Source organism: Dongia deserti (assembly GCF_003574735.1).
Classification (GTDB): Bacteria; Pseudomonadota; Alphaproteobacteria; order Dongiales; family Dongiaceae; genus Dongia_A; species Dongia_A deserti.
Window position 1 is genome coordinate 210,317 of record NZ_QORW01000003.1, and the last position, 25,061, is coordinate 235,377.

Here is a 25,061-nt window from a genome sequence, read left to right on the forward strand (position 1 = left end):
CCGGACCCGGCCCATCATTGCGCGGCGACCTCCTCGATCATTATGCGCCGCCCCTGCCGGTCGAAGAAGAAGCCCTCGTTCAGAGTCAAGCGCTCGGCCTTCACTCGCGATTCGATCTCACTCAGCCTGGCACGTGCCGCGGCGTTATCGAGCGGCCCGCCTTCCGGCGCGATCGCGGGGAAGAAGGATGCGCCATCCCAATGGACTCCGGCGTCCGCGAACAGCGCCATGATTTCCAGCCACTCGACCTCCGCGCCGATCACGTTGAGATAGGTCGAGGCAAGCGGAGTCACGGATCGGTCGCCGATTTCCACCAACACCACCAGCGCGGTGAAGGCGCCGCGATCGGCGAATTCGGCAACGATCCAGTCGTTGAAGTCGAGCACGTCGCCGGTCTCAGAAATCGACAAGGGGAGTCTCCGGCATGGGCTGATCGAACAGGTCCCAGAATGGCTTGCGATGCGTCGCTTCGTACCAGGCTTCGAACGCGCCCAGCGAGGCGAGGATGTCGACCGGCGGCGCGTCCGGCTGCGGATGCAGATTCCTAAACAGTCCCCGAACCACGGGTGCAAACTGAGTCAAGATGGCGGAGCGGGCTTCGCTGTCGCTCGACCAGCCGAGCTTGGCGCGCAGAACCGCCTGACTGCCGGCGACTGCCATCTCCTCGCTCTCCGCGCGCGCCACCGCATCGGCGATCGGCCGCATCAGGTTCGCGCGGCGGAAGGCAAAGCTGCGCTCCCGCTCGAGGGCTTTGATGCGCTCGGCAGCTTCCCGGCGGTACGCCATTTCCGCGGCCGCAGCGCTCTTGGCTGCGGCCTCGAGCGTCTCGAGGAACGGCGCAATCGGGCTCATCGGCGCGCGCCCTGCGAAACTGGTGAATGGGAAATTGGCGGAAGAGAGTGGGAGTCGAACCCACCAAGGATCGTCTCGCGACCCTTCCCGGATTTGAAGTCCGGACGCCCCACCGGGGACGCATCTCCTCCAATTGGAGCCTGCGCCGGCTCGGCGCGCTTGGCGAACATGTCTGTGCGATTGGGATTGATGCGCCGCCAATCGCCACGCCGCATCGTGAAACCTTGGCGGTCGAAATATTCGAGGATCTGGATCGCCACTTTGCGGCCGTTCTCCAGGCGGTCCCGGAACTCCGCCGCATTGAATCGGCCGTCCTCGGTATTGCGCGCAACATCGATCGCGATCTCCGCCATCTCTGCGACGGTCTCCGCCAGGAAGAAGTGATCCAGCGCAACCTCGTCCACTTCACCGCGGCGGGCCACCAAGCGGAAGATCCGGCGCACGATCTTCTCGTCGATCCCGAACTCACGCGCAATGTCGCGCACGCGCGGCGGGCGGAAGCGGTTGAACTCGCCCAGCAATGGCTTGGCACGCGACCAGATCCGCTCCTCCTCCGGCGTCATGCGCACTTCGTGATGTGGCCGCCGCAGCCAGGCGCGGTCCAGAACCACGGCGCCGGCACTCACCATCCGCTGGATCGCCGCCGCGAACAATGGCGCGGGCAGACGCGGATGAAGAGATAGCCTCAGCTTCTCCTGCCCCATCCCTTGCAGATCTGGCCGTTCGGAATGAAACGCATCGAGCGTCGCGATGGCGGCATCGCTGAACCGCTGCCAGGTCGTGCGTCGCATGGCGATGGCCTGGTGACCGCCCGACAGCGCGACGAGATCATGCCGCTCAATCGCCTCTCCGGCCGCGTTGGCGGAGGCCGCACGGTCTCGAAAGAAAGCTTCCAGATCGACAAAGCCCCTCGGCCCAGCCAGAGCGGCCGAGAGCGCCGCTGCGGGATCGGCAGTGTCGAGCGCCAACAGCTCTGCGCGGCGCTCCGACGTGCGTCGCTTGCGTTCCGGGGCACGCAAGTCGATCAGCACACCGCCTCCGATGGTGCGGGTGGCGGAGGTATCGCGGATGACGAACCGGTCGCCCGCCGCCGCGGCGATCGGCTTTTCGAGAACGATCTGCACCAGCTCGGTTTCACCCGGTGCGATGGGCTCATCCCGCAGGACCACGACGCGCGCCGCCACGTCCGTCGCGCCGTGATGAAATCGCACCGGCATCCATTGGCCAACGGGCTTGAGTTCGGACTTCAGCACCCGCAGCTGCGTGTCGATGCGACCGGTCGGTGCATGCAGGGATGGATCGAGCACGATATCGCCGCGTCCGATCGCTTCCTTGGTGATGCCCGCGCCCGCCAGCGCCAACGCACAGCGCTCGCCGACTTGCCCGTGCTCCGCCGCGCGGTTCTGCACATGCAGAGAGCGCACGCGCGCTTCCAGCCCTGATGGGCTCACGATCACGGCATCACCGACGGTCACATGGCCGGACAGGACCGTGCCCGTGACGACCGTCCCTGTGCCGATCAAGGTGAAGGAACGATCGACGGCAAGACGGAAGCGCCCGTCAGCCGCCCGTGTCACAGTCGCGCGGCACAGATCATCCAACCGCTCTGCCAGTGCGCCGATGCCCTCTCCCGTCATGGAGGAGACGGGCAGGATTTCGGCACCAGCCAGGCACGTTCCGGTCAAGGCTGCCAAGATTTCCGCTCCGACTTCGCGTCGGCGCGCTTCGTCCGCGAGGTCTGCCTTGGTCAGTGCGACGATCCCGCGCGTGAGGCCCAGCAGGTCCAGGATGGCGAGGTGCTCGCGCGTCTGCGGCATGATGCCATCGTCGGCTGCCACCACCAGCAGTACGAGATCGATGCCGGTCGCGCCGGCCAGCATGTTGTGCACCAGCTTCTCATGGCCCGGCACGTCGATAAAGCCGATGACCTGCCCGTCCGGGCGCGCCCAATAGGCGAAGCCAAGATCGAGGGTGATGCCGCGCGCCTTCTCCTCCGGCAGACGGTCGGCATCGACGCCAGTCAAGGCCCGCACCAAAGCGGTCTTGCCATGATCGATATGACCGGCGGTTCCGACGATCATGTGGCACTCCGCTCGGCTTCCAACCGCTGTGCGGGCGTGCAGGCGGCGTGCGCCGCGGACAGGAACGGCCCTGCAAGCTTGCTGCCGCGGCGCTGCGCCCGCAGCAGCCACGTGAGCGCCGCCACCGAATCCCGTTTGATACCAGCACCCATGTGATGTGCTGCGCCCAGCATCGCTTGCCCATCGGCATCGCCGAGCACAGCTGCCTTTTGCCACCACTGCGCAGCAGCCGCGGGATCGCGCGTGACGCCCAGCGCATTGTGATAGAGCATGCCGAGCCGGGTCATCGCAGATGCCACGCCCTGCTCCGCTGCCGCCATCGCCCAGCGCCGCGCCTCTTCGTAGTCCGGCGGCAGCAGTTCGCCTTCGACCAGTAGCCAGGACAGCATGTCCTGGGATTCCGCATCGCCCTGTTCGGAGGCCGCGCGATACCAGCGCGCGGCTGCGGCCGCGTCCAGCTCGACCAACTCTCCTTTGAAGTAGAGCGTGGCGAGATTGCGCTGGCCGACGACATCGCCGGCCTCCGCCGCCAGGGTCAGCCAGCGCATGGCCAGCGTGCCATCGGGCGCGACCCCAAGGCCGTTGGCAAAGCAGGCGCCGATATTGCTCTGCGCGCGCGCGATGCCGGCATGGGCCAGCGGCCCCCAGATCTCCAGCGCTCGCGCGTGGTCGCCATGTTCCGCCGCTTCGTAGGCCATGGTCATCTGGTCGGTAACGCTATCGAGCGCACGCTCTACCCCGGAGTCAGGCGCTTGCATCCCATCCCTCCGACAAATCGAGCGCGTTGAGATTGGCGGCAAACCCAGCCTCATCCTCCAGGCAGCGCAGATCAAGCATCAGACAATTGTCGGCGATCCGGCCGATGACGGGAACCGGCAAGTCGCGCAGCGCCGCCCCCAATGCCGCGAGCGCGCGGCCCTGCCCGCGCGACGCCGATGGACGGATGGCGATGCCGGCACTGGGCACGATCTCCAATGGCAAGGCGCCAGAGCCGATCTGGCTGGCGCAAGCGACGCTTTCCACCTGATAGGCAGCGCCAAGCTTCGCGACCAGAAGCGGGGCGATGCGGCCGACCAACTCTTCGATCTCGACCTTTGGTCGCGCCAGCAGGCGGATGGTCGGCAGACGCGCGGCTAGGCGGTCAGGATCGCGGTGGAGCTTGAGCGTCGCTTCCAGCGCAGCCATGCGAATCTTATCCACGCGCAGGGCGCGCTTCATCGGGTTGCGGTTGATCTGCGCCAGCAGCTCCTTGCGGCCGACGATGAATCCGGCCTGCGGCCCGCCCAGCAGCTTGTCGCCGGAAAAGGTGACGAGGTCGGCACCCTCGGCAACGACTTCCGCCACCGTCGGTTCGTGTTTGAGTCCGAAGCGCGTGAGATCAATCAATGTGCCGGAGCCGAGATCGTTGACCAGCGGCAAGCCGTGCTCCCGTGCCAGTCCCGCAAGCTCGCGCGCGGAGACCTCGCTAGTGAAGCCTTCGATCCGGTAATTTGAGGTATGCACCTTCAGCAGCAGACCGGTCTTTGGTCCGATCGCCGCCTTGTAATCCTTGAAATGCGTACGGTTGGTAGTGCCGACTTCGACGAGCTTCGTGCCCGCACGGCTCATGATCTCCGGCATGCGGAAGGCGCCGCCAATCTCGATCAGCTCGCCGCGCGACACCACCGCCTCGCGCCCTTTCGCCAGCGTGTTGAGCGCCAGCAAAATAGCGGCCGCATTGTTGTTGACGATGGTCGCATCCTCGGCGCCTGCCAGCTCGCATAATAATCCGCGCAGATGATCGTCACGGTCGCCGCGCTTGCCGGCCTCAAGGTCGAACTCGAGTGCGACGGCGCTGCGCATGGCGTCCGTCGCCGCCTCGATCGCTGCGTTCGCCAGCAGCGCGCGGCCCAGATTGGTGTGCAGCACCGTGCCGGTCAGGTTGAAGACCGGGCGCAGGCTCGGCACAGCTTTGGCCTGCAGCAGCAGCCGCGCGTCTTCAGCCACGGCCTCCGCAGCAGCGCCGGTGCCAGCCTGGCGCGCGTCGGCTATCACATCGCGCACCGCAGCCACGACCGCAGAGCGGCCGAACTCGCTGATCGCAGCATTAGCGATCCCGGTCCTCAGCACTTCGTCGACCGAGGGCAGGCGTCGTGCGCTGGCGATGTTGCCGTCCGAGCTCACGTCAATACCCAACCAGGAACGGGTTTGCGCCGCCGCGCGTGAAGCCCGTCTCGCGCACCAGCAGATCCAGTCCGAGACTGGCGACGTCGTCGGCAATGGGATCGACCGCCGGGTCCTGGTGCTGGTGCAGGATCTTCACGTAGCCGTGGCAGCTTTTGCAGGTTTCGGCCTTGATCGTTCCCGCGCCGCCTTCGAGTTCCTCATAGGCAATGCCGGCCGTCGAGCCGCACAAGGCGCACTTGATACGGACATAGTTCCACAAGGTGCCGCACAGCGCACAGCCGCAATAACGCGCGCCGTGCGCGCCCTGCCAGCCGACGACCATCGACGTCGCCGGCAGGCCGCCGCAGACCGGGCACGCCCCATCTCCGACCGGCACCAGCGACTTCGCGTCAAGCTGTGCGGCAAGCCGGGCGAACTGGACCTGCAGGGCAGCCGCAACGTAGAGATGATCCGCCAGCGTTTCCATCGGAATGGCATAGGCCAGCACGGACCTGACCATCTCCGCGCGCGCCACGCCATCAGTGGAGCGCAGCCGTGCGAGCGCCTCCGCCGCCGCCTCGGGCATGTCGATGCCTATCACCTGATCGAGAAGACGCTCGAGCGTCTGGTCAAGCACCTGGTCGGGTTCGAACCGCGCGCGATCCAGCGCCGGCATGCTGAACTCGCGCGCACGCTTGAGCGCGTCCGCCTTGGGCAGTGTGGGCGCCGGCAGCCCGCCCTGCACGACATGCTGAGCCTCGGCGATGCCGGCCAGAAACAGCAGATAGGGCTTGAGATCGTGGCCTTCCGCCAGATAGCGGAAGCGCGCGGCGCGGGTGCAGAAGAGCTGCAGCGGCTCCGGCAGGCGGACAAAGGCAGGACTGACAACCTCGCCGATCGAGGTCATATCGCGCTGCGGCGCGTCCGTCTTTGCCATTGCTCACCTCACGAACCACACGGGTCACGTGTTGGGTGCCAGTTTACCCTATTCCGCGGGCTTGGCCCCACTGCCTTGGTCGTCACGCTTGCCGGTGACCAGTTCCCTCAACCACTTCCGATGATGCCGCCAAGCCCAGCCGCCGGTGACCGAGCCTTTGACCATGGCGCGGATCGTGCCGCGCACCCAGATCGCAGCATAGACGTGAACGATCCAGACGCAAATGCTCACGACTGCACCCACTGCATGGATCAGCACCGCGGCGCGTTTCTGCCCCACACTGGTATATTCAGCGAAATACTGGTCCCACAGCACCACCCCGCTCCCGATCATGATGATGATCAGGACCGACATCGTCCAGAAATACAACTTCTGACCGGCATTGTATTTGCCGACCTCCGGGACATTCTCCTCGTGGCCGCGCAATACGTCGCTGAGGCGCCGCATCCAGGTGCCATCCTCGCCCCGCCACAGGTTGGCCCGCCAGAAGCGCAGGAACAGTCCCAGGAATCCGAAGAACAGGACCACGCCGATCCACGGATGGATGGCGCGCGTCGTCTCGCCGCCGCCGAACAGCCCGGTCAGGAAGAACAGGCTGGGATGGAACAGCGCCAGACCGGACAATGCCAGCAGCACCAGGCTCGCCGCGGTGATCCAGTGATTGATGCGGGCGGCCGGTGTGTAGCGATCCACCGTCACCGGGTCGCCCGGATGGACCTTGTCGTCAGGCCCGACATCATACGGTCTTTCCATCATCCACCTCCCGGCTGATTTTCCGTCAGCCGCTTGGCATTACGCTCATCCTCCGCCGACACGCGGTTGGCGCCGGAGACGATGTGGTGCAGGAACCCGATGCCCACGAAGGAGGCGATCGCGGTCAGGCCTGCATATTTGGTGAGGCCCTTCCACAGTTCCACCACTGGGCTGATCTTCGGGTCCTTCGGCAGGTCGGCATAGATCTCCGGCTTGTCGGCATGGTGCAGCACATACATGACGTGGGTGCCGCCGACGCCGGGCGGATCATAGAGGCCCGCATTCTGGAAGCCGCGGGACTTCAGATCCTCGATGCGCGCGTTCGCGTGCTGGATCATGTCTTCCTTGGGGCCGAACACGATGGCCTGGGTCGGGCAGGCCTTGGCGCAGGCCGGTCCCTGCCCCACCGCGACGCGATCAGAGCACAAGGTGCACTTGTAGGCCTTGTGATCGACCTTGGAGATGCGCGGGATGTTGAAGGGGCATCCCTTCACGCAATAGCCGCAGCCGATGCAGTTCTCCTTCACAAAATCCACGATGCCGTTGGAATATTGCACGATCGCGCCGGGTGCCGGACACGCCTTGAGGCATCCTGGATCGCCGCAATGCATGCAGCCATCCTTGCGGATCAGCCATTCGAGATTGCCGGTCTCCCCGTTCTCCCACTCGGTGAAGCGCATCAGCGTGAAGCTGGCCGGCGTGAGATCGTGCGGGTTCTCATAGACACCCGTGTTCACGCCGACTTCTTCGCGCATGTCGTTCCATTCCAGGCAGGCGACCTGGCAAGCCTTGCAGCCGATGCACTTGGAGACGTCGATGAGCTTCGCCACCGGGGTAAGCTGCCGCGGTGGCGTCGGCACGGTAGAGGCCGAGCGCCGGACCAGGTCTTCCTGGCCGTATTGCATCGCGGAAGGCTGGACGGACGGGTTCGGAAGCGGAGGATACATGGCTGCCTCCCTTACGATACCGGTTCGGTCAGCGGCGCAATATCAACCAGGAACGCCTTATATTCCGGCGTCTCGATATTGGCGTCACCTACGAACGGGGTCAGCGTGTTGGGGCCGAGCCCCTTCTTCGCCACACCGGTAAAGCCCCAGTGCAGCGGCACGCCGACGATATGGACCGTCTTGCCGTCGCATTGCAGCGGCTTGATCCGCTTCGTCACCACGGCCTTGGCTTTCACCTCGCCGCGATTGGACATGACCTTGACCCAGCCGCCTTGCTTGATGCCCTTCTCCTCAGCCAGCTGCTCCGAGATCTCGACGAAGAACTCGGGCTGCATGACGGCGTTTGGCTGAACATGCTTGGTCCAGAAGTGGAAGTGCTCGGTCAGCCGGTAGGAAGTCGCCGCGTACGGGAACTTCTCCGCCTCGCCGAACTGGGCCATGTCGCCCTCGAACACGCGCGCAGCCGGGTTGCCCTTCACGTTCGGGGCAACCGGGTTGGCGATCGGCGATTCGAACGGCTCGTAGTGCGCCGGGAATGGACCGTCCTTCATCATGGTACGCGTGAACAGGCGCGCCGTTCCTTCCGGGTTCATGATGAAGGGGCCGACCACATCCGGCTTCGCCGTGGGAGCGATGTCGGGCACGTCATAGCCTTCCCACTTGGTGCCGTTCCAGGCGATCACTTTGCGGCTCGGATCCCACGGCTGGCCGTTCATGTCGGCCGAGGCGCGGTTGTAGAGAATCCGACGGTTGGCCGGCCAGGAGAACGCCCATTTGGAGTAGAAGCCGGCCTCGTCCGGATCGGAATTGTCCCGCCGGGCCATGTTGTTGCCGTCCTCGGTGAAGCAGCCGGTGTAGATCCAGCAGCCGCAGGAGGTCGTGCCGTCGTCGCGAAGCTGGCCGAAGCTCGCCAACTGCTTGCCCTTTTCCACCAGCACCTTGGTCGGATCGGTGGGATCGTAGACCGCCTCGATCGCGTAGCCATTGATCTCACGCGCGATCTCGTCAGCCTTGGGATCGTCTGGGTCCGCGTACGGCCAGCGCACCTTGAGGATCGGATCCGGCAGCGGTCCGTCTTCTTTCTCGTAGAGCGCTTTCAAACGCTTCCAGATCTGCGCCATGATCCAGGTGTCGCGCTGGGCCTCGCCCGGCGGTGTTCCGCCCGCCCAGTGCCACTGCAGCCATCGCCCTGAATTGACGAGGGAACCGTCATCCTCCGCGAAGCAGGTGCTCGGCAACTGGATCACTTCGGTCTGGATTTGGGATGGATCGACGTCATTATACTCGCCGTGATTCTCCCAGAACCGCGCAGTCTCGGTGTCCAGCGGATCCATCGTAACCAGGAACTTGAGCTTGGACAGTGCATCCGTGCACTTCTTCCGGTTGGGGAAGGAGAGCAGCGGATTGAAGCCCTGGCAGACGTAGCCGTTCATCTTGCCCTGGTGCATGAGCTCAAACGCACGCAGCACGTCGTAGGCCGGCACGTCGAGCTTCGGCAGCCAATCATAGGCGAAGTCATTCCACGGCTGCGCTTCGTCACCCCACATCGACTTCTGGAAACTGACGAAGAACTTCTTGTAGTTCTGCCAGTAGCTCATCTGGTCGGGCCTGAGCGGCTTGAAGCCGCGGGTCGACATGTAAGTGGCGAAGTCGACCTCTTTCTGAGTGGGAATCGTGAGATAGCCGGGGATCAGGTTTGACATCAGCCCGATATCGGTGAGCCCCTGGATGTTGGAGTGGCCGCGGAGCGCATTCATGCCGCCGCCGCGCATGCCGATATTGCCCAGGATGAGCTGCAGCATCGCCATACTGCGGATGTTCTGTGACCCCTTGGAATGCTGGGTCCAGCCGAGGGCATACATCGACGTCATGGTCTTGGTCGGCGAAGAGGTCTCCGCTACCATTTCCGCAACCTTGAGGTACTTGTCCTTGGGCGTGCCGCAGATCCGCTCCACCATCTCGGGCGTGTAGACGGACACATGCTCCTTCAGTAGGTTCCACACGCAGCGCGGATTGCTGAGCGTGTCATCCACCATCACGAACCCGTCTTCGCCGATTTGATAGTCCCAGCTCGACTTGTCGTATTCGCGCTTCGATTCGTCGTAGCCCGAGAACAGGCCATCCTTAAAGCTGAAGCCGTCCTTCACCAGATAGGTCGCATTCGTGAAGGCCTTGACATAGTCCCAGTGGACCTTGTCGTTCTGGATGCAGTAGTTGATAAGGCCCAGGATGAACGCGATATCGGTGCCTTGCCGGATCGGCGCGTAGAAATCCGCCACCGACGCCGACCGCGTGAATCTGGGATCCACGACAATCAGCTTCGCGCCGCGATTGGCCTTGGCTTCCGTGACCCATTTGAAGCCGCACGGATGGGCTTCGGCGGCATTGCCGCCCATGATGATGACGAGGTCCGTATTCTTGATGTCGGTCCAGGAATTCGTCATCGCGCCACGGCCGAATGTTGGGGCGAGACTCGCCACCGTTGGGCCGTGTCAAACTCGCGCTTGGTTGTCGAACGCCAGGATCCCGGTGCTGCGGACCACCTTGTAGGTCAGGAACGCCGTTTCGTTGGTGCTCGCCGACGCAGCGAGGAAGCCGGTGGTCTTCCACCGGTTCACCGTGACGCCATCCTGGTTCTGCGCTTCGAAATTCGCGTCGCGGTCATCCTTCATCAGGCGCGCGATGCGATCGAGCGCATCGTTCCAGGAGATGTCCTCGAACTTGTCGGCGCCCGGCTTGCGGATGCGCGGCTTGGTCAGGCGCGTCTCCGACTTCACGAAATCGAGCAACGCCGCGCCCTTCGGACACAGCGTGCCGCGATTGGTCGGATGGTCGACATCACCCTCGATGTGAGTGATCTCGGCCTTTTCGCCTTTCGTCAGGTCGCCCTTGGAATACATGATCACGCCGCAAGCGACGGAGCAGTACGGGCACGTGTTGCGGGTTTCTGTGGTGCCGACCAGCTTGAACGCCCGGATCGCATCGGCATAGGCAGCTTCGATGCCGCCAAAGCCGAACGCACCAAGCGCCGTCCCGGCCAACCCCACGCCCGCACCTTTCAACAAGGTGCGTCGCGAGAGTTCCATGTTCATGATACCGGTCCCTCCCCAGAATGTGTTTCTGCTGGCGACCGTCCTCACCTTGTGAGGATGCGGAGCCAGCGCACGAGGTTCCGCAGTCACTGTGATGACATTTTGGAACCACTTTAAGGACAACGCAACGGCGTTTGCGTACCTTGGCCGAAAGATCGAATTCTCTGGACGGGCCCAATGATTCGTTTCATGGGCCCAATCACTGGATTGGGCGAGATGGGATTACGCGGTGCAAGCGCAGGTTTTTGCCACCGTAAAGCGATTTGAGCGGGGCGCGAGGGAAAGGATGGCCATCCAAGCGGCCCAAGGTAGGGCGTCCGGAGGGTGAGCTGCTATCTGTAGAGCGCCTTTGGCACGCGGCACGGTTGTGAGCCGGGGAGCTCCAGGGCCCGGATCGCTCAGGAAACGACCTGCGCCGTGACCGCAATGCAGTCCCCGGACTTCACCAGTCCTGGGAAATGTCGGCCCGCCAGGATGCCATCCATGGCGGCGCGATATTGAGTCGGCGGCGCGCCGGTCCGGTGGGCCGGCCAGACCTGCGCGATGACGTCGCCCTTACGAACCGGCTGGGCGAGATCGATATTGGGCTCGAGCAAGCCGTCCTGCTCACTGAAAGTGAAGCATTCGCCGCTCGGCATATCGAGCATGGTCGAGGATTCAGTTTCGATCTTGCCAGCAAGAATGCCGGCATGTATCAGCAAGTTCCGCACGCCGCGCTTGGCGATCGCAACCGTTTTCGCACTGGTCGTGCCGCCGCCGCCGAGTTCGGTCGAGATGAAGACCTTCCCCATTTCCTCCGCGGCGGTGTCATACATGCCGACATTGTCGATCTCCAGCAGCATCATTGAGTAAGGCGCGTTGAACGCCTTCATCGCTGCGACGCACTGGGCTTGGTGATCGCGATCCGGCAGCCGGTGCGCGCAGCAGAACGGCACGAATTCCAGCGTCTTGCCGCCGGAATGGATGTCGAGCACGACGTCCGCCAGCGGCAGCAACGTGCGCTGGAAGTAGTCGGCGATCTTTTCCGTCACGGTACCGTCCGGCTTGCCCGGAAACACGCGGTTGAGGTTGCCCTTGTCGATCGGCGAGGTGCGTGTGGCGCTGCGGAAGGCAGGATAGTTCATCGTCGGCACGATGATCACGCGCCCGGACAGTACGGACGCATCGATCGATGCAGCAAGATTCATCAGCGCAACCGGCCCCTCATATTCGTCACCGTGATTGGCGCCGGTCAACAAGACGGTCGGACCTTTGCCATTCTTCGCCACGGTGATCGGAATCATCACGGCGCCCCAGGCGGAATCGTCGCGGCTGTAGGGCAGCCGCAGGAAGCCGTGCTGCAGGCCGTCACGTTCATAGTCCACGGTCGCGGAGATGGGATTGGCCCGCTTCTCCATACTCTCAACTCCTGTGCCCGATCTTATTCCTTGCCGTCCGGATAGCGCTTCATGCGCTTGACGCTCATGGAAATGTGGCTGCGGCGGATATGGCCCACCGCCTCCAGATCGCCGACTTCCATCGCCTGTAGGATGTCGGCCATCTCGCGCCGGAACACCTCGATCTCATCCGGCAGGTTCAGGTGTGGCACCGATTTCAGCCAGATCCGCGTCGTCAAATAATAGAGCCGCTCGGAAATTTCGCGCAGCGGCGCGTTGCCGACCATCGCGCCCAGCTCCTGGAAAAAGTCCATGTTGAGTCGCGCATACGCCTTCGGATCTGGCTTCTTCAGCAGCTTGTCGCACCGTGCCACCAAGGATCGCACCCGTGCCAGATCCTCTTCACTGCGCGGGATCGGGTCGAGCTTGCCGATCAGCTCCGCTAGCTCCATGCGCAGCCGGAACACCTGCGCCAGCGAATCAATATCGACATCGGTGACGAAGGTCCCGACGCCGTGGCGGCTTTCGAGCAACCCTTCGCTTTCGAGCCGCGACAGCACGCGGCGGATCGGTGTGCGCGAGACATGGAACTCACGTGCCAACTCCTCCTCAGCCAGGCGTTCGCCAGGCTGGTATTCGAGCAGGCAGATGCGGTCGCGGATCGCCTTATAGATCCGCTCGAACCGCTCCCGCGACATGCTGAGCGGGCGCTCAAGGTTCTCGTCATAGGTGCTCATACCGCCTCCAGGACGGCGCGCAAGAACTGCTGGGTTCTTTCGTTCTTCGGCGCGGTAAACAGCTCCTTGGGCTCGCCCTGTTCGCAGATCTTGCCTTGGTAGAAGAAGCAGACTCGGTCTGCGAATTCCTTGGCGAACCCCATCTGATGCGTGACCATCAGCATGGTCAAGTCATGCTCGCTGCCCAGCTTGCGGATAACCTGCAGCACCTCGCCGCACAGCTCCGGATCCAGAGCCGAAGTAACCTCGTCGAACAGCATGATCTTGGGCCGCATGGCGAGAGCCCGGGCGATGGCCACGCGCTGCTGCTGACCACCGGATAGCTGTGCAGGATAGTGCCCTTTCTTGTCGCCGAGGCCGACCATGTTCAGCAGCTCGGCAGCCCGCTCTTCGGCCTCGCGGCGCGGCAGGCCGAGCACCGTCATCGGCGCTTCGGTGCAATTCGCCAAGGCGGTCATATGCGGGAACAGGTTGAAGTGCTGGAACACCATGCCGATCTTGGAGCGCACCCGGCGCAGATGCTTCGGTTCCGCCGGAACCATTTGGCCGTTCTTCTGCATATGGGTCATGGGCTCACCGTCGACCCAGATCACGCCGCCGTCGATCCGCTCGAGCGTCATCAGCATTCGCAAGACAGTGGTCTTGCCCGAGCCGGAGGGACCGATGATCGCCACCTTCTCCCCGCGACCGACCTCGAGGTTGAGGTCGTCGAGCACGGTCAGTGCGCCGTAGCGCTTGGTGACACCCTCGAACCGCACCATCGGATGGTTGGTTGTTGCGCTCATCGCACGCTCCTTCGATTGAGCCGCTGTTCAAGCCAGCGAATCCCGGCCGCGGATACCAGGCTGAGAACCAGGAAGGTCAGCCCGACGATTGTCATCGGCTCATTGTAGCGGAAGTTCTCCGACCCCAGGTTCTTGGCCGTCTGCACCAGCTCCGCGACCGCGATGGCTGAAAGCAGCGGCGTGTCCTTGAACAGGGCGACCAGGTAGTTGCCCAGCGCCGGCACAATCGGCGGGATCGCCTGGGGCAGGATGATGTTCTTGAACGTGTTCCAGGAACTGAAGTTGAGCGCCGTGCAGGCCTCCCACTGGCCGCGCGGCACGGCCTCGAGCCCGGCGCGATAGACCTCGGAGCAATAGCAGCCGTAATGCAGGCTGAGCGCGATGATGCCGGCGGTGAAGGCGTCGAGCGTTATGCCGAAGCGCGGCAGAACGAAGAAGATGAAGAAGATCTGGATCAGCAGCGGTGTAGACCGCACCAGCTCGACGAAGGCCGACGCGAACCAGCCGATCACCGCCCCGCTCATCCTCAGTACCGCCAGCACAAGGCCCAATACCAGGGCGATGACGAAGCTGATCAGCGTGGCCTCAATCGTGACGATCGCGGCGTTGGCCAGGATCGGCAGGATTTCGAGCGTATAGCTCCAGCTCCAGATGTCAGCGCTCATTATCGCCCCCGCCCGCGGACCATGCCGCGTAAGGACGCGCGCTCCAGCCAGCGCATGCCGATCGTGATGGTGAGCGACATCACCAGATAGGTCAGAAGCGCCAGGGTGAAGATCGGAATGGTTTGCATCGTCGTGTCGTTGATGGTCTTCGCCCGGAAGGTGAGGTCGCTCATGGTGATCAGCGACACGAGCGCCGTCGATTTCAGCAGCTCGATGAACAAATTGCCCCAGGGCGGGATCATCGCGACGAAGGCCTGCGGGAGGATGATGCGCTTCAACGCCTGCCAGCGTGTCATGTTGAGCGCCGTCGTCGCCTCCCACTGGCCGCGGTGGACGCCCTGGACTGCGCCGCGCACCACTTCCGCGCCATAGGCGCCGATATTAAGGCCAAGACCGAGCACGCCAACGGAGAACGGATCCATTGAGATGCCGAAGAGCGGCAGCACAAAGAACAGCCAGAAGAGCTGCACCAGGGCCGACGTGCCGCGGAAGAATTCGACATAGGTGACGGCCAGCCAGCGCAGCGGCGGCGCACCATAGAGCCGGAACAAGGCGGCGGTAGTTGCCATAATCACCGCCAGGAGACTACCGAGCAAGGTAATCTGCACCGTCAGCCAGGCACCCTGCAACAGACCGGACATGAAGAGGGCGTTGTCCCCGAACAGCGACATGATCGCGATTGCGATCAACGCCGCCACCAACATTGCGCTGAGCGAGAACATGCCCATGGCGATGATCCTCGGCCTACGGGAAGGGGGTGGGTTCGCGAAGCGATGCGGGGCGGACCAAAGGCCCGCCCCGTTTCAGCCTACTCGCCCTTGCAGAGCTGTTCCGTCGTTTTGTTCGGCAAGTAGTCCTTGCCGAAGCCAATCGGCGTCACCAGCGCGATATGCTCCGGCGAGCCGATGAACTTCTTCAGCTCGGCGTTGAAGGCATCAAGGAGGTCCTTGTCCTCTTTGCGGAAGCCGAAGCCGCCATGGCCTTTTACCGACTTGCCGGCCACTTCACCGAACGGCGTGGTGGATTCTACGCCTTCGCCCTTCTTCGCCATGTCGGCGATCGAGAGCGCGGTCAAAGCGGCACCGTCGGCCCGGCCGGACTGCACCGCCGCAAGCAGGCTCGACTGATCGGGGAGGACCAGCAGCTGACCCTGCGGGATACCAGCATCCTTGGCATAGCCAACCTCGACCGCGCCGGACATGACCGCGAGCTTCAGGTCCTTGTTGCTGGCAAAGGTGGAGAAATCCTTCACGCCCTTGGGATTGCCCTTGGTCACCAGCATCGCTTGTCCGATGCCGTAGGACGGCTCGGAGAACGCGATCTCGGCGCAGCGCTTGGGATTGATGAACATGCCTGCCGCGATGATGTCGAAGCGGCCGGCCTTGAGGCCCGGGATCAGCGAACCGAACTCGGTCAGCACGCCATCAACTTGGGGAATGCCGATCTTCGCCAGCACTGCCTTGGCCACCTCCGGCGCTTCGCCGGTCAGCTGGCCATCGGGTGTCGCATAGCCGAAGGGCGCTTCGTTGGCGAAACCCACGCGGATGAAGCCCTGCTCCTTCGCCCGCTCCAAAGTGGTTTCCGCGAACGCCAGTCGGGCGCCGGCGCCGAGCGCCGCAATGCCCGCGCCCAAGCCGATGGCGGATTGCAATAGGCCGCGCCGCGTGACCCTCAACTCGTGATTCATGCTTTCCTCCTCTGTTGTCTGGTCGCATGTTTTTGCTGTGTCGGCCCCGGGAAGGTTTGACCAGCGCCCCCGCCCGGAAAACCCTTTCTTAGATAGTTGTATACATCTTATCTTTTCTTTGCGCAAGTTCCGCGCTAGTCTTTGAGTGTCTTAGCGGATTTCTCTCCAAGAGCAGTCCGGACACTCCTGGCGATGTATACATTAACGCATGAGCCTGCCTGAGACCGCGCCAAGCCTTGCCGACATCCGCAGCGCGCGCGACGCGACCGCGGGGCTAGCCCTGCGTACGCCTCTGATCACGGCCCCGAGCCTCTCGGCCTTGGCCGGCCGCGAGGTGCTGCTGAAGCTCGAGAGCCTGCAGCCGATCGGTGCCTTCAAGCTGCGCGGTGCGATCAACGCGGTGAGCCGCCTCGATCACGAGCAGAAGCGGCGCGGGATCGGCTGCTGTTCGACTGGCAATCATGGGCGCGCTGTCGCCTACGCCGCAGCGCGCGCCGGCATTCGCGCTACCATCTGCCTGTCCGCGCTGGTGCCGGATGCCAAGGTGCGCGCGATCCAATTGCTCGGTGCTGAAGTCAAGCGCATCGGCAACAGCCAGGACGCCGCCCAGGCGGAGATCGATCGTTTGGTGCGCAGCGACGGGCTAACGGACATCCCGCCTTTCGACCATCCGCACGTGATCGCTGGGCAAGGCACGATCGCGCTCGAGCTGCTGGACGATCGACCGGACCTGTCCGCAATCATCGTGCCTCTGTCCGGCGGCGGACTCATCAGCGGTATCGCGATCGCCGCCAAAGCGTTGAAGCCGGACATCAGGATCATCGGCGTGTCGATGGATCGCGGCGCGGCGATGCACGAAAGCCTGATGGCCGGCCGGCCTGTCGACGTGACAGAGGTTCCTTCTCTCGCCGACTCGCTCGGCGGCGGAATCGGCCTCGCCAACCGGTGGACTTTTCCGATCTGCCGCGCGCTGGTGGACGAGACGATCCTGGTCGGCGAAGAAGAAATCTATCGCGGCATGCAGGCCCTGTTTGGCGATCAGAAGCTGGTCACCGAAGGAGCAGCCGCTGTCGGACCGGCGGCGCTGATCGCGGGCAAGCTGAAACTCAATGGCCCGGCCGCCATGATCATCAGCGGCCACAATGTCGATCCGGACCAATTCCTCGCCATCGCCGGCGGCCAGCCGGTCAAGATCGGCGATCAAGTGATTAGGGGGTGAAATTGCGCGATATCTTCGTGCTGACCGAACGCGACCTGCGCGCATGTGTGCACCTGAACCGTGACGCCATCGACATCGTCGAACAGGCGTTTCGCGCCTTGGCCAGCGGCAAGGTCATCATGCCGCCGATCTTGTCCATGGAAATCCCCGATGCCCACGGCGAGGTCGATGTGAAGACCGCCTATATTCCCGGCTTCGACGGCTTTGCCATCAAGGTCAGCCCGGGCTTCTTCGACAATCCCAAGATCGGCTTGCCCAGCCTCAATGGCCTCATGATCCTGTTCTCTGCCAAGACCGGACTGGTCGATGCGCTGCTGCTGGACAACGGCTACCTCACCGACGTGCGCACTGCCGCGGCCGGCGCCGTTGCCGCGCGTCATTTGGCGCCGCGCGAGGTGCGGGTCGCCGGCGTGATGGGAACCGGCGTGCAGGCGCGACTGCAGATCCAGGCGGCCCATCTGGTGCGCCCCTTTTCCAAGGTCCTGGTGTGGGGCCGCGACGCAGCCAAGGCAGCGGCCTGCGCACGCGACATCGCCGCCGCGACCGGCGTCGAGGCTAAAGCAATCGACGATCCCGCCGCGTTGGTGCGCGAAAGCCAGCTGGTCGTCACGACGACAGCGGCGCGCGAGCCGATCCTCAAGGCCGCGTGGCTGCACCCCGGCTTGCACATCACGGCGATGGGCTCCGATCAGGCCGGCAAGAACGAGATCGAGCCGGCAGCAGTCAAGGCCGCCACGCTTTTCGTGTGCGATCGCGTTTCCCAGAGCGCCAAGCTCGGCGAACTGCGCTCCGCACGTGAAGCCGGCCATCTCCTCGGCATCGATCCACCCGAGCTCGGCGAAGTGATCGCCGGCATCAAAGCCGGGCGCAAGTCGGACGAGGACATCACCGTCTGCGATCTGACCGGCACCGGCGCGCAGGATACCGCCATCGCGACCTACGCACTGGCAGCAGCGCGCAAGGCCGGCAGCGGCACCATCATTCAGGCCTGAAGGAGAAAGTGACCATGGCCATCTACGACAAACCCTTCGAAAAGGCCGAATACGCGAAGCGCGTTGCCGATACCAAGCGGCGCATGCAGGCAGCCGGCTTCGATCTCATCATAGCCCAAGACCCCGCCAATATGTGCTGGCTGACCGGGTTCAGCGGCTGGTCCTTCTATGTGCCGCAATGCGTGCTGGTGCATGTGGAAGAGGAATGGCCGATCTGGTTCGGCCGCGCCCAGGATGCCAAGTGCGCGCGCGTCACCACCGATCTGCCGGACCGCAATATCGTGCCGTTCTCCGAGCGGCTGGTGCAGCACAAGGTCGAGCATCCTTATGATGAGCTGGTGCAGCTGATCCAGTCGCGCGGCTGGGACAAGGCGCGCATCGGCGTCGAGATGGATGCGCATTACTACACGGCACGCTGCCATGCGCATCTGACCAAGGGCCTGCCCAACGCCAAATTCTCCAACAACGGCGATCTGGTGAACTGGGCGCGCTTGGTGAAATCGCCGGCAGAGCTGAAGCTGATGCGCGAGGCGGGACGCATCTGTACCAGCGCGATGAATGCGGCGATCGCCAAGATGAAGCCCGGCGTGCCGCAGAACCACGTGATCGCAGACATCTACCATGCCCAGACGATGGGCATGAACGGATTCGGCGGCGACTACACCGCGATCTGCCCTTTGTTGCCCGTGGGCGAAGGCACCAGCACGCCGCATCTGACCTGGTCCGACGCGCCACTCCCCGACAACGGCCTCGTCATGCTGGAGATCGCGGGGTCCCGCCGCGGCTATCATGCGCCGCTGACCCGCACGATGTATCTCGGCAAGCCGCCGGCCGGGATCCTGGACGTGGCAAAGGTTGCCGTCGAGGGGGTCGACGCCGGCCTTGCCATGGCCAAGCCGGGCGCAACCGCGGAAGAGGTCGAAGCGGCTTGGCAGGCTGTGCTGCGCCGGAATGGCCTCAAGAAGGAGAGCCGGGTCGGCTATTCCGTCGGCCTTTCCTTTCCACCCGATTGGGGCGAGCGCACGGTTTCGCTGCGGCCGGGTGACACGACGGAACTGCAGGCCGGCATGTGCTTCCATATCCAGGCCGGCCTGTGGCTGCAGGACTGGGGTGTCGCGATTTCCGAATCCTTCGTCGTTACCGACAAGGGCGGCGAGCGTCTGTGCGACGTGGCGCGCCATCTGATCGTGATCGATTGATGAAGAATGGCGGCCTCAAGCTGGATGAGCGCGATCTCAGGATCCTCGCGATCCTGCAGACGGAAGGCCGCATCACCAAGACCGAATTGGCGGAGCGGGTGAACCTTTCGCCCACTCCCTGCTGGAGCCGGCTGAAGCGGCTGGAGAAGATCGGGCTGATCGAAGGCTATCGCGCCAAGATCGCGCTCAAGCGCTTCGGCCTCACGATGGTGTTCATGGAAGCGGAGCTGGAGAGCCACCGCGCGGCCGATTTCGCCCGCTTCGAAGCGGAGATGAGGCAGATTCCGGAGATCACCGGGTGCTGGTCGGTGGGTGGCGGCATCGACTACCTGATCCAGGTCATGGTGAAGGACGTCGATACCTACCAGCGCTTGGTCGACCGGTTGCTCGAAAGGGGCATCGGGCTCAAGCGCTACTATACCTACGTAGTCACCAAGGCCATCAAGGAAGACAGCCCACCGCCGCTGGAGCGGTTGCGTGCTGCCGACTAATTCAGTCGCGTGGCCGCCTCCGCCAGCACGTCCCAGATCGAGCGGGCGAAGCTGCGTGGCACCAGAACGTCGATCCCATCTGCTCGCCGCCACAGCACGACACTCACGCGGTGCAGCGGCGTCAGCGCGATGTCGTCGACAGCGAAATGCTGCGGCCGGAGATCGACCGCAACGAAGCGGCTCAGCAGCGGGCTCACGATGCGCTCTTCGACGTGAATGATGGTCCGCGCGTAAGAGAGGTCCAGCATGGCACCGGTATCAGCGCCGATCGACGGGTGGTCGTGTGCCGTGCCGCGATCGGCGAGCAGCCACAGGCGCTGCGGGTGGACGCGCAGCAATGCAGCCCGTGCGCCGCAAGCAGCCTTGCCGGGGCGCGGCGGCGCGGGCAGCTCGCAATGCATGGCCAGATTCTTCGCCATCTCTGCGTAGCGATCCGGCCAAGCATGATATTGCAGCAACATGGCGCAGTGCCGATGCGAAAGGGCGGGAGCCGGCTTGCTATGCAACAGGGATGAGTTGCGGTCAGCCATTGAGGCGCTTCCCTTCCGGATCGAGGAAGTGCGGCGCCACGACCTTCACCAAGGTACGGCGGCCGCGGATCGGATCATCCGCCAGCAAGGTCCGCCCGCCCCATTCGCTGAGGCCCCCCTTCAGCAGTCCGATTCCGACCCAGTGGCCGAGCGAGGGGCTTTCCGTCACCGACGTGACCCAGCCCAAGCCGTGCCCCGTTTCGTTGCCCCCTTCGCACAGGATCGATCCGCCTTTGAAGATCTCGCCCTTGGTGACCGGCACCAGACCGACGAGCTGCGGCCTGTCCTTGCGTTGCAGGTCCGGCCGTGTGCGCAGCACGCCGCCGATGAACGCTTTCTTGGTCGATGCCATGCGCCCGAGGCCGAGATCGTCCAGAGTGGCGCGTCCATCCAGCTCCGGTCCGCCAACATGCCCCTTCTCGATCCTGAGCGCACCCAAGGCTTCCAATCCATAGGCACCGCCGCGGCGCGCCGTGGCACCGTCCAGCAGTGCCCGCCAGAGTTCCTGACCGTGATCCGCTGGGACATAGATCTCGTAGGCGAGCTCCCCGGAGAAGCTGATCCGCGCGATCCGGCACGGTACACCATTGAACGATCCTTCCCGCACACCCATGAACGGGAATGCGTCGTTGCTGAAGTCGAGATCTGCGACCAGCGCCTGCAACAGATCGCGTGCCAATGGCCCGGCCACCGAGGCGCCGGCCCACTGATCCGTGACAGACGTGACCGCGACGCGCAGGTCCGGCCAACGCATCTCCAGCAGTTCTTCCAGCCACGCCATCACCTTGCCGGCATTGGCGGTCGTCGTCGTCATGAAATACTCATGCTCGCCGAGGCGCCATGACGTGCCGTCATCCATTACGATGCCGTCGTCGCGCAGCATCACGCCGTAGCGCGCCTTGCCGATTGCCAGCGACTTGAAAGCGTTCACATAGACGCGGTCAAGGAGTTCGCCCGCGTCGGGGCCTTGCACCGCGATCTTGCCCAGGGTCGAGACGTCGCAGATGCCGACGGCTTCCCTCACCAGGCGCATCTCGCGGAGATAGGCCTCATCGACGGTTTCGGTCCCTTGTGGATAGAACCAGGGACGCAGCCACAAACCCGTCTCCAGCATGCGTGCACCCTGCGTGACCAGCGCATCATGCATGGGTGAACGGCGGGTCGGCAGCAGATGCTGATCGCGCTCCGCGCCTGCGAGCGCGCCGATCGAGACCGGCGCGAACGGTGGGCGGAAGGTCGTGGTCCCGATGGCATCGAGCGGCCCACCGCGCAGCTTGGCGATCACTGCCAGCGCGTTGACAGCAGAGGTGCGGCCCTGATCCGTTGCCATGCCGAGGGTGGTGTAGCGCTTCAGAAGCTCCGGCGCGTCATAGCCTTCGTGGCAGGCCTGGCGCACGTCACCGAACGTCACGTCATTCTGGATGTCGACGAAGGCTTTGCCCTTGATGCCGCCGAAGATCCAGGGGCGGATCGGGTAGTCCCAGCCGCCCGGCGCTGGGAAATCCTCTTTCGGCGCGCTGCGGCCGAGCGCATGCGCCGCTTCCGCGCCCGCAGCCCGGCCGGATCGCGCACAATCATCGGTACGCCAGATGCCCGTGGCAGCGCCGATGCAGCGGACCGGCTCGCGCGCTTCGCCTGGGAGGAAGGCGGCCAGCGTCTCGTTCCAGACCGGCCTGACGCCGCGTTGGCTCAAGAGATGCTGGGTCGGCGACCAGCCCCCCGACATGCCCATGGCATCGCAGTCTATGGTCTCGCCGGCTTTGCCATCGATTCTCGCAACTTCCAGGGCGCGGACGCTTTGACGGCCGATGGCCCGCACTGGGACACCGCCCAAGCGCAGCTCCACGCCGGCGCTCTTTGCCATCTCCGGGAGCGGCCCCGAAACATCCTCGCGTGCATCAAGCAGCATCGTCGCGATGCCAGCGCGCGCGATATCAGAGGCTGCGGCGTACGCCGAGTCGTTGTTCGTGGCGATGACGATGCGCGTGCCCGCCGCCACCCCCCACCGATTGACGTAGGCGCGCAGGGCCGAGGTCAGCATCACGCCGGGTCGGTCGTTGTTGCCGAAGATCAGCGGCCGTTCGAGTGCTCCCGCAGCGAGCACGATGCGCTTGGCACGCACGATCCAGAAGCGCTCGCGCACCCCGGCGGCCGGCTGCAGCCGTTCCACCAGACCAGCGACCCCATGGTCGTAGAGACCGAACGCCATGGTGCGGCTGAGGACCCGCACATTCGACGCTCCGCGTAGACTGCGCTCCCGCGTCAAAAGCCAGCCACGCGCATTGATACCCTCAATCGCTTCGCTCTCTTGCAGCAAGCCGCCGCCAAGGGCGAAATCGCGCTCGACCAGGATCACATCCAGGCCAGCCTCTGCCGCAACGCGCGCCGCTTCGATTCCGGCCGGACCGGCGCCGATCACCAGCAGATCGCAAGAAGCCTCGCAGCTTTCGTAGTGGTCGGGATCGGGCTCGCGCGAGGCGACGCCCAATCCCGCAGCGCGGCGGATGAAACGCTCGTAGAACAGCCAGCTCTTGGGGCTGTTCCCGGGTCCCATGAAGGTCTTGTAGTAGAAGCCGGCGCTGAATAGTCGCGCGGACAGCTGGTTGATCGCGCCCAGATCGAACCGTAGGTTCGGCCAGCAATGTTGGCTATGCGCCTCCAGGCCTTCTACGAGTTCCTCTGTCGAGGCCAGCGTATTTGGGATGGTGCGCGCGCCGCTGCCGATCGTCACGAGCGCAGAAGTTTCCTCGATTCCTGCGCTCATGATCCCGCGCGGCCGGTGATATTTGAAGCTGCGCGCGACCAGGCGCTCGCCATTGGCCAGCAACGCGGAGGCCAGCGTGTCGCCACGGAATCCGTGCAGCGTACGGCCATCGAACGAGAAGCCGAGCGGCTTGCCGCGGTCGATGGCGCCGCCGCTCTTGAGACGAAATCCGGTCATTTCATCAGCCCGGGGATGGCAGTGCGCGCCGGCTCGACGCGCGTGATGGCATGGGTCAGCGTGTCGCGCTCCACGATGAGCCACAGGCGGCAACCATCGCTGTGCTGCCAGCGCTCGCGATGCGGTCCTTTCGGGTTCGAGCGCACATAGACGGCCTCGATCCACGCCTCGAGTGGGGCGGACAGCTCGGGATAGGCAATATTGGCATCGCCGCCATAGGTGAACTCGCTATGGTCGCGCTCGCCGCAGAAGGGGCAATTGATGCGCAGCATTCAGTGCAGCCTGGGTGTCGGACCGGAACCGGCCTCATCGACGATGGCGCCACGGGCGAAGCGATCGAGCGAGAACGGCACGGAGAGCGGGTCCGGCTGGTCGCGCGCCATCAGGTGCGCAAAGCACCAGCCGGAGGCCGGCGTTGCCTTGAACCCGCCATAGCACCAGCCGCCATTGAGATAGAGCCCGTCGACCGGCGACTTGGAGATGATGTGCGAGCCGTCCATGGTCATGTCCATGACGCCCGCCCAATGCCGCAGCAGGCGCACGCGCCCGAGGCACGGCATGAGCGAGACCGCCAGCGCGGCGACATCGCGCACCACCGGTAAGTTCCCGCGCTGCGCATAAGAGTTGTACATGTCGAGGTCGCCGCCGAACACCATGCCGCCCTTGTCCGATTGGCTGATATAGAAGTGGCCATGGCCGCCGAAGCCGATCACGTAGTCGAGCAGCGGCTTCAAAGGCTCGGAGACAAAGGCCTGCAGCAGGTGGCTTTCGATCGGCAGGCGCAGTCCCGCCATCTCGCCCAGGCGCGAGGTATGACCAGCGACCGCGATGCCGGTTTTCGCCGCCATGATCCGGCCGCGGCTGGTCTCGACCCCCGTGATGCGTCCGCCTTGGCGCACAAACCCGGTGACCTCGCAATTCTGGATGATGTCGACACCAAGCTCCGATGCGGCACGGGCATAGCCCCAGACCACCGCATCGTGGCGCGCGGTGCCTGCGGTCGGCTGCATCAGCCCGCCCCAGATCGGAAAGCGCGCTGTTGGGCGGTAGTCGAGGTGCGGCACCAGCTCCTGCATCGCCGCACGATCCAGCAGCCGCGCCGCGATCCCGTGACGTCGCATGATGTTGCCGCGCCGCGCCGCCGAATCCAGCGCATCAGGCGAATGCAGCAGCAGGATCTGCCCGCGCGGACTGAACATCACGTTGAAGTTCAGGTCATGGGCGAGCGTATTCCAGAGCTTGAGCGAGAAGTCGTAGAACTCGGTGGCGCCGGGCAACATGTAATTGGAGCGCACGATGGTGGTGTTGCGCCCGACATTGCCGGAGCCGATATAGCCCTTCTCCAGCACGGCGACATCGCGGATGCCGAACTCCTTCGCAAGATAGTAAGCAGTTGCGAGCCCATGGCCCCCGCCGCCGACAATGATCGCCTCGTAGCGCTCCTTCGGGGCGGGATCGCGCCACGCGCGCGGCCAGGGCCGGCCGGTGATGGCATGCTTCAGGAGCGCGAGCGCGGAATAGCGCGACATGGGGCCTTTATGCAGCGAATTCGATGCCGCCCTTCATCGCACTCCCGGGGCGGAAAAAGCAGCTAAAGGCGCGGTGCTGGATAGTGGAATCTTCTGCGGTCCG

Annotated in this window: 22 protein-coding genes, 1 tRNA gene and 1 pseudogene; 4 read left to right on the plus strand and 20 right to left on the minus strand. The window is 64.3% G+C overall.

Annotation, left to right across the window (positions count from 1 at the left end; translation table 11 throughout):
- Positions 1-14 precede the first annotated feature (14 nt).
- The 16 genes and pseudogenes from DTX69_RS06080 to ehuB form a co-directional block, all read right to left on the minus strand.
- Entirely contained in the window at positions 15-410 is a 396-nt protein-coding gene (locus tag DTX69_RS06080; protein WP_284735578.1) for a hypothetical protein, read from the minus strand.
- Positions 397-852 carry a hypothetical protein gene (locus tag DTX69_RS06085; RefSeq protein ID WP_119300619.1) on the minus strand — a complete coding sequence of 152 codons (456 nt, stop codon included), beginning with the start codon at positions 850-852 and terminating at the stop codon, positions 397-399. The genes DTX69_RS06080 and DTX69_RS06085 overlap by 14 nt, the downstream gene beginning before the upstream one ends.
- A gap of 35 nt (positions 853-887) precedes the next feature.
- A tRNA-Sec gene (locus tag DTX69_RS29980) sits at positions 888-983 on the minus strand.
- Positions 984-1,103: 120 nt separating this feature from the next.
- Positions 1,104-2,933 (minus strand): annotated as a pseudogene (selB, locus tag DTX69_RS30955) (selenocysteine-specific translation elongation factor); the annotation flags it as partial.
- Positions 2,930-3,691: a tetratricopeptide repeat protein gene (locus tag DTX69_RS06095; protein ID WP_119300621.1), complete on the minus strand. Its 762-nt coding sequence runs from the start codon at positions 3,689-3,691 to the stop codon at positions 2,930-2,932. The pseudogene selB and the gene DTX69_RS06095, both read right to left, overlap by 4 nt.
- Positions 3,678-5,096 carry an L-seryl-tRNA(Sec) selenium transferase gene (gene selA, locus DTX69_RS06100; protein WP_284735581.1) on the minus strand — a complete coding sequence of 473 codons (1,419 nt, stop codon included), beginning with the start codon at positions 5,094-5,096 and terminating at the stop codon, positions 3,678-3,680. The genes DTX69_RS06095 and selA overlap by 14 nt, the downstream gene beginning before the upstream one ends.
- Before the next feature lies 1 nt (position 5,097).
- Complete coding sequence (gene fdhE / locus DTX69_RS06105) at positions 5,098-6,015, minus strand: formate dehydrogenase accessory protein FdhE (RefSeq protein ID WP_119300622.1); 918 nt, start codon at positions 6,013-6,015, stop codon at positions 5,098-5,100.
- A 48-nt stretch (positions 6,016-6,063) separates the two neighbouring features.
- Positions 6,064-6,768, minus strand: coding sequence for a formate dehydrogenase subunit gamma (locus DTX69_RS06110; RefSeq protein WP_162916733.1), 705 nt, complete (start codon positions 6,766-6,768; stop codon positions 6,064-6,066).
- Positions 6,768-7,715, minus strand: coding sequence for a formate dehydrogenase subunit beta (fdxH, locus tag DTX69_RS06115; RefSeq protein WP_119300623.1), 948 nt, complete (start codon positions 7,713-7,715; stop codon positions 6,768-6,770). Before fdxH ends, DTX69_RS06110 begins: the two co-directional genes overlap by 1 nt.
- A gap of 11 nt (positions 7,716-7,726) precedes the next feature.
- The gene (fdnG, locus tag DTX69_RS06120) at positions 7,727-10,807 is read right to left on the minus strand and encodes a formate dehydrogenase-N subunit alpha (RefSeq protein ID WP_162916735.1); all 3,081 of its coding nucleotides are present in this window, start codon (positions 10,805-10,807) and stop codon (positions 7,727-7,729) included.
- Positions 10,808-11,205: 398 nt separating this feature from the next.
- Positions 11,206-12,204, minus strand: coding sequence for a N(2)-acetyl-L-2,4-diaminobutanoate deacetylase DoeB (gene doeB, locus DTX69_RS06130; protein WP_119300626.1), 999 nt, complete (start codon positions 12,202-12,204; stop codon positions 11,206-11,208).
- A 23-nt stretch (positions 12,205-12,227) separates the two neighbouring features.
- Positions 12,228-12,920: a GntR family transcriptional regulator gene (locus DTX69_RS06135; RefSeq protein ID WP_119300627.1), complete on the minus strand. Its 693-nt coding sequence runs from the start codon at positions 12,918-12,920 to the stop codon at positions 12,228-12,230.
- On the minus strand, positions 12,917-13,705 hold the full coding sequence (gene ehuA, locus DTX69_RS06140) for an ectoine/hydroxyectoine ABC transporter ATP-binding protein EhuA (RefSeq protein WP_119300628.1): 789 nt from the start codon (positions 13,703-13,705) through the stop codon (positions 12,917-12,919). Before ehuA ends, DTX69_RS06135 begins: the two co-directional genes overlap by 4 nt.
- On the minus strand, positions 13,702-14,370 hold the full coding sequence (gene ehuD / locus DTX69_RS06145; protein ID WP_119300629.1) for an ectoine/hydroxyectoine ABC transporter permease subunit EhuD: 669 nt from the start codon (positions 14,368-14,370) through the stop codon (positions 13,702-13,704). The genes ehuA and ehuD overlap by 4 nt, the downstream gene beginning before the upstream one ends.
- On the minus strand, positions 14,370-15,098 hold the full coding sequence (ehuC, locus tag DTX69_RS06150; RefSeq protein WP_119300630.1) for an ectoine/hydroxyectoine ABC transporter permease subunit EhuC: 729 nt from the start codon (positions 15,096-15,098) through the stop codon (positions 14,370-14,372). Before ehuC ends, ehuD begins: the two co-directional genes overlap by 1 nt.
- Before the next feature lie 80 nt (positions 15,099-15,178).
- Positions 15,179-16,057: an ectoine/hydroxyectoine ABC transporter substrate-binding protein EhuB gene (gene ehuB, locus DTX69_RS06155; protein WP_119300631.1), complete on the minus strand. Its 879-nt coding sequence runs from the start codon at positions 16,055-16,057 to the stop codon at positions 15,179-15,181.
- Positions 16,058-16,265: 208 nt separating this feature from the next.
- Here ehuB and eutB point away from each other — a divergent pair, with 208 nt between their 5' ends.
- The 4 genes from eutB to DTX69_RS06175 are packed head-to-tail and all read left to right on the plus strand — an operon-like array spanning position 16,266 to position 19,958.
- Positions 16,266-17,276, plus strand: coding sequence for a hydroxyectoine utilization dehydratase EutB (gene eutB, locus DTX69_RS06160; RefSeq protein WP_119300632.1), 1,011 nt, complete (start codon positions 16,266-16,268; stop codon positions 17,274-17,276).
- Positions 17,273-18,268, plus strand: a complete 996-nt coding sequence (locus tag DTX69_RS06165) for a cyclodeaminase (RefSeq protein ID WP_284735582.1) — start codon at positions 17,273-17,275, stop codon at positions 18,266-18,268. Before eutB ends, DTX69_RS06165 begins: the two co-directional genes overlap by 4 nt.
- 14 nt (positions 18,269-18,282) lie before the next feature.
- Positions 18,283-19,467, plus strand: a complete 1,185-nt coding sequence (locus DTX69_RS06170; RefSeq protein ID WP_119300633.1) for a M24 family metallopeptidase — start codon at positions 18,283-18,285, stop codon at positions 19,465-19,467.
- Positions 19,467-19,958, plus strand: coding sequence for an Lrp/AsnC family transcriptional regulator (locus tag DTX69_RS06175; RefSeq protein ID WP_119300634.1), 492 nt, complete (start codon positions 19,467-19,469; stop codon positions 19,956-19,958). Before DTX69_RS06170 ends, DTX69_RS06175 begins: the two co-directional genes overlap by 1 nt.
- Here DTX69_RS06175 and DTX69_RS06180 read toward each other — a convergent pair.
- From DTX69_RS06180 to DTX69_RS06195, 4 genes are all read right to left on the minus strand, one after another.
- Positions 19,955-20,377 carry an aminomethyltransferase family protein gene (locus tag DTX69_RS06180; protein ID WP_162916737.1) on the minus strand — a complete coding sequence of 141 codons (423 nt, stop codon included), beginning with the start codon at positions 20,375-20,377 and terminating at the stop codon, positions 19,955-19,957. The two genes, DTX69_RS06175 and DTX69_RS06180, sit on opposite strands and share 4 nt — an antisense overlap.
- A 103-nt stretch (positions 20,378-20,480) precedes the next feature.
- Positions 20,481-23,429, minus strand: a complete 2,949-nt coding sequence (locus DTX69_RS06185; protein ID WP_119300636.1) for a sarcosine oxidase subunit alpha family protein — start codon at positions 23,427-23,429, stop codon at positions 20,481-20,483.
- Positions 23,426-23,701 (minus strand): sarcosine oxidase subunit delta, encoded by a 276-nt coding sequence (locus tag DTX69_RS06190; protein ID WP_119300637.1) that lies wholly within the window; start codon positions 23,699-23,701, stop codon positions 23,426-23,428. Before DTX69_RS06190 ends, DTX69_RS06185 begins: the two co-directional genes overlap by 4 nt.
- Positions 23,702-24,958: a sarcosine oxidase subunit beta family protein gene (locus DTX69_RS06195; RefSeq protein WP_119300638.1), complete on the minus strand. Its 1,257-nt coding sequence runs from the start codon at positions 24,956-24,958 to the stop codon at positions 23,702-23,704.
- Between the last annotated feature and the right edge of the window lie 103 nt (positions 24,959-25,061).

Bases quoted from the DNA above. Each gene is read 5' to 3' on its own strand.
- ehuA (WP_119300628.1), bottom strand. From the start codon at position 13,705: ATGAGCGCAACAACCAACCATCCGATGGTGCGGTTCGAGGGTGTCACC.
- DTX69_RS06085 (WP_119300619.1), bottom strand. From the start codon at position 852: ATGAGCCCGATTGCGCCGTTCCTCGAGACGCTCGAGGCCGCAGCCAAG.
- eutB (WP_119300632.1), top strand. From the start codon at position 16,266: ATGAGCCTGCCTGAGACCGCGCCAAGCCTTGCCGACATCCGCAGCGCG.
- ehuC (WP_119300630.1), bottom strand. From the start codon at position 15,098: ATGGGCATGTTCTCGCTCAGCGCAATGTTGGTGGCGGCGTTGATCGCA.
- DTX69_RS06175 (WP_119300634.1), top strand. From the start codon at position 19,467: ATGAAGAATGGCGGCCTCAAGCTGGATGAGCGCGATCTCAGGATCCTC.
- DTX69_RS06095 (WP_119300621.1), bottom strand. From the start codon at position 3,691: ATGCAAGCGCCTGACTCCGGGGTAGAGCGTGCGCTCGATAGCGTTACC.
- DTX69_RS06180 (WP_162916737.1), bottom strand. From the start codon at position 20,377: ATGGCGAAGAATCTGGCCATGCATTGCGAGCTGCCCGCGCCGCCGCGC.
- DTX69_RS06110 (WP_162916733.1), bottom strand. From the start codon at position 6,768: ATGGAAAGACCGTATGATGTCGGGCCTGACGACAAGGTCCATCCGGGC.
- DTX69_RS06195 (WP_119300638.1), bottom strand. From the start codon at position 24,958: ATGTCGCGCTATTCCGCGCTCGCGCTCCTGAAGCATGCCATCACCGGC.
- fdxH (WP_119300623.1), bottom strand. From the start codon at position 7,715: ATGTATCCTCCGCTTCCGAACCCGTCCGTCCAGCCTTCCGCGATGCAA.
- DTX69_RS06170 (WP_119300633.1), top strand. From the start codon at position 18,283: ATGGCCATCTACGACAAACCCTTCGAAAAGGCCGAATACGCGAAGCGC.
- DTX69_RS06185 (WP_119300636.1), bottom strand. From the start codon at position 23,429: ATGACCGGATTTCGTCTCAAGAGCGGCGGCGCCATCGACCGCGGCAAG.
- ehuD (WP_119300629.1), bottom strand. From the start codon at position 14,370: ATGAGCGCTGACATCTGGAGCTGGAGCTATACGCTCGAAATCCTGCCG.
- DTX69_RS06190 (WP_119300637.1), bottom strand. From the start codon at position 23,701: ATGCTGCGCATCAATTGCCCCTTCTGCGGCGAGCGCGACCATAGCGAG.
- fdhE (WP_119300622.1), bottom strand. From the start codon at position 6,015: ATGGCAAAGACGGACGCGCCGCAGCGCGATATGACCTCGATCGGCGAG.
- doeB (WP_119300626.1), bottom strand. From the start codon at position 12,204: ATGGAGAAGCGGGCCAATCCCATCTCCGCGACCGTGGACTATGAACGT.
- DTX69_RS06135 (WP_119300627.1), bottom strand. From the start codon at position 12,920: ATGAGCACCTATGACGAGAACCTTGAGCGCCCGCTCAGCATGTCGCGG.
- ehuB (WP_119300631.1), bottom strand. From the start codon at position 16,057: ATGAATCACGAGTTGAGGGTCACGCGGCGCGGCCTATTGCAATCCGCC.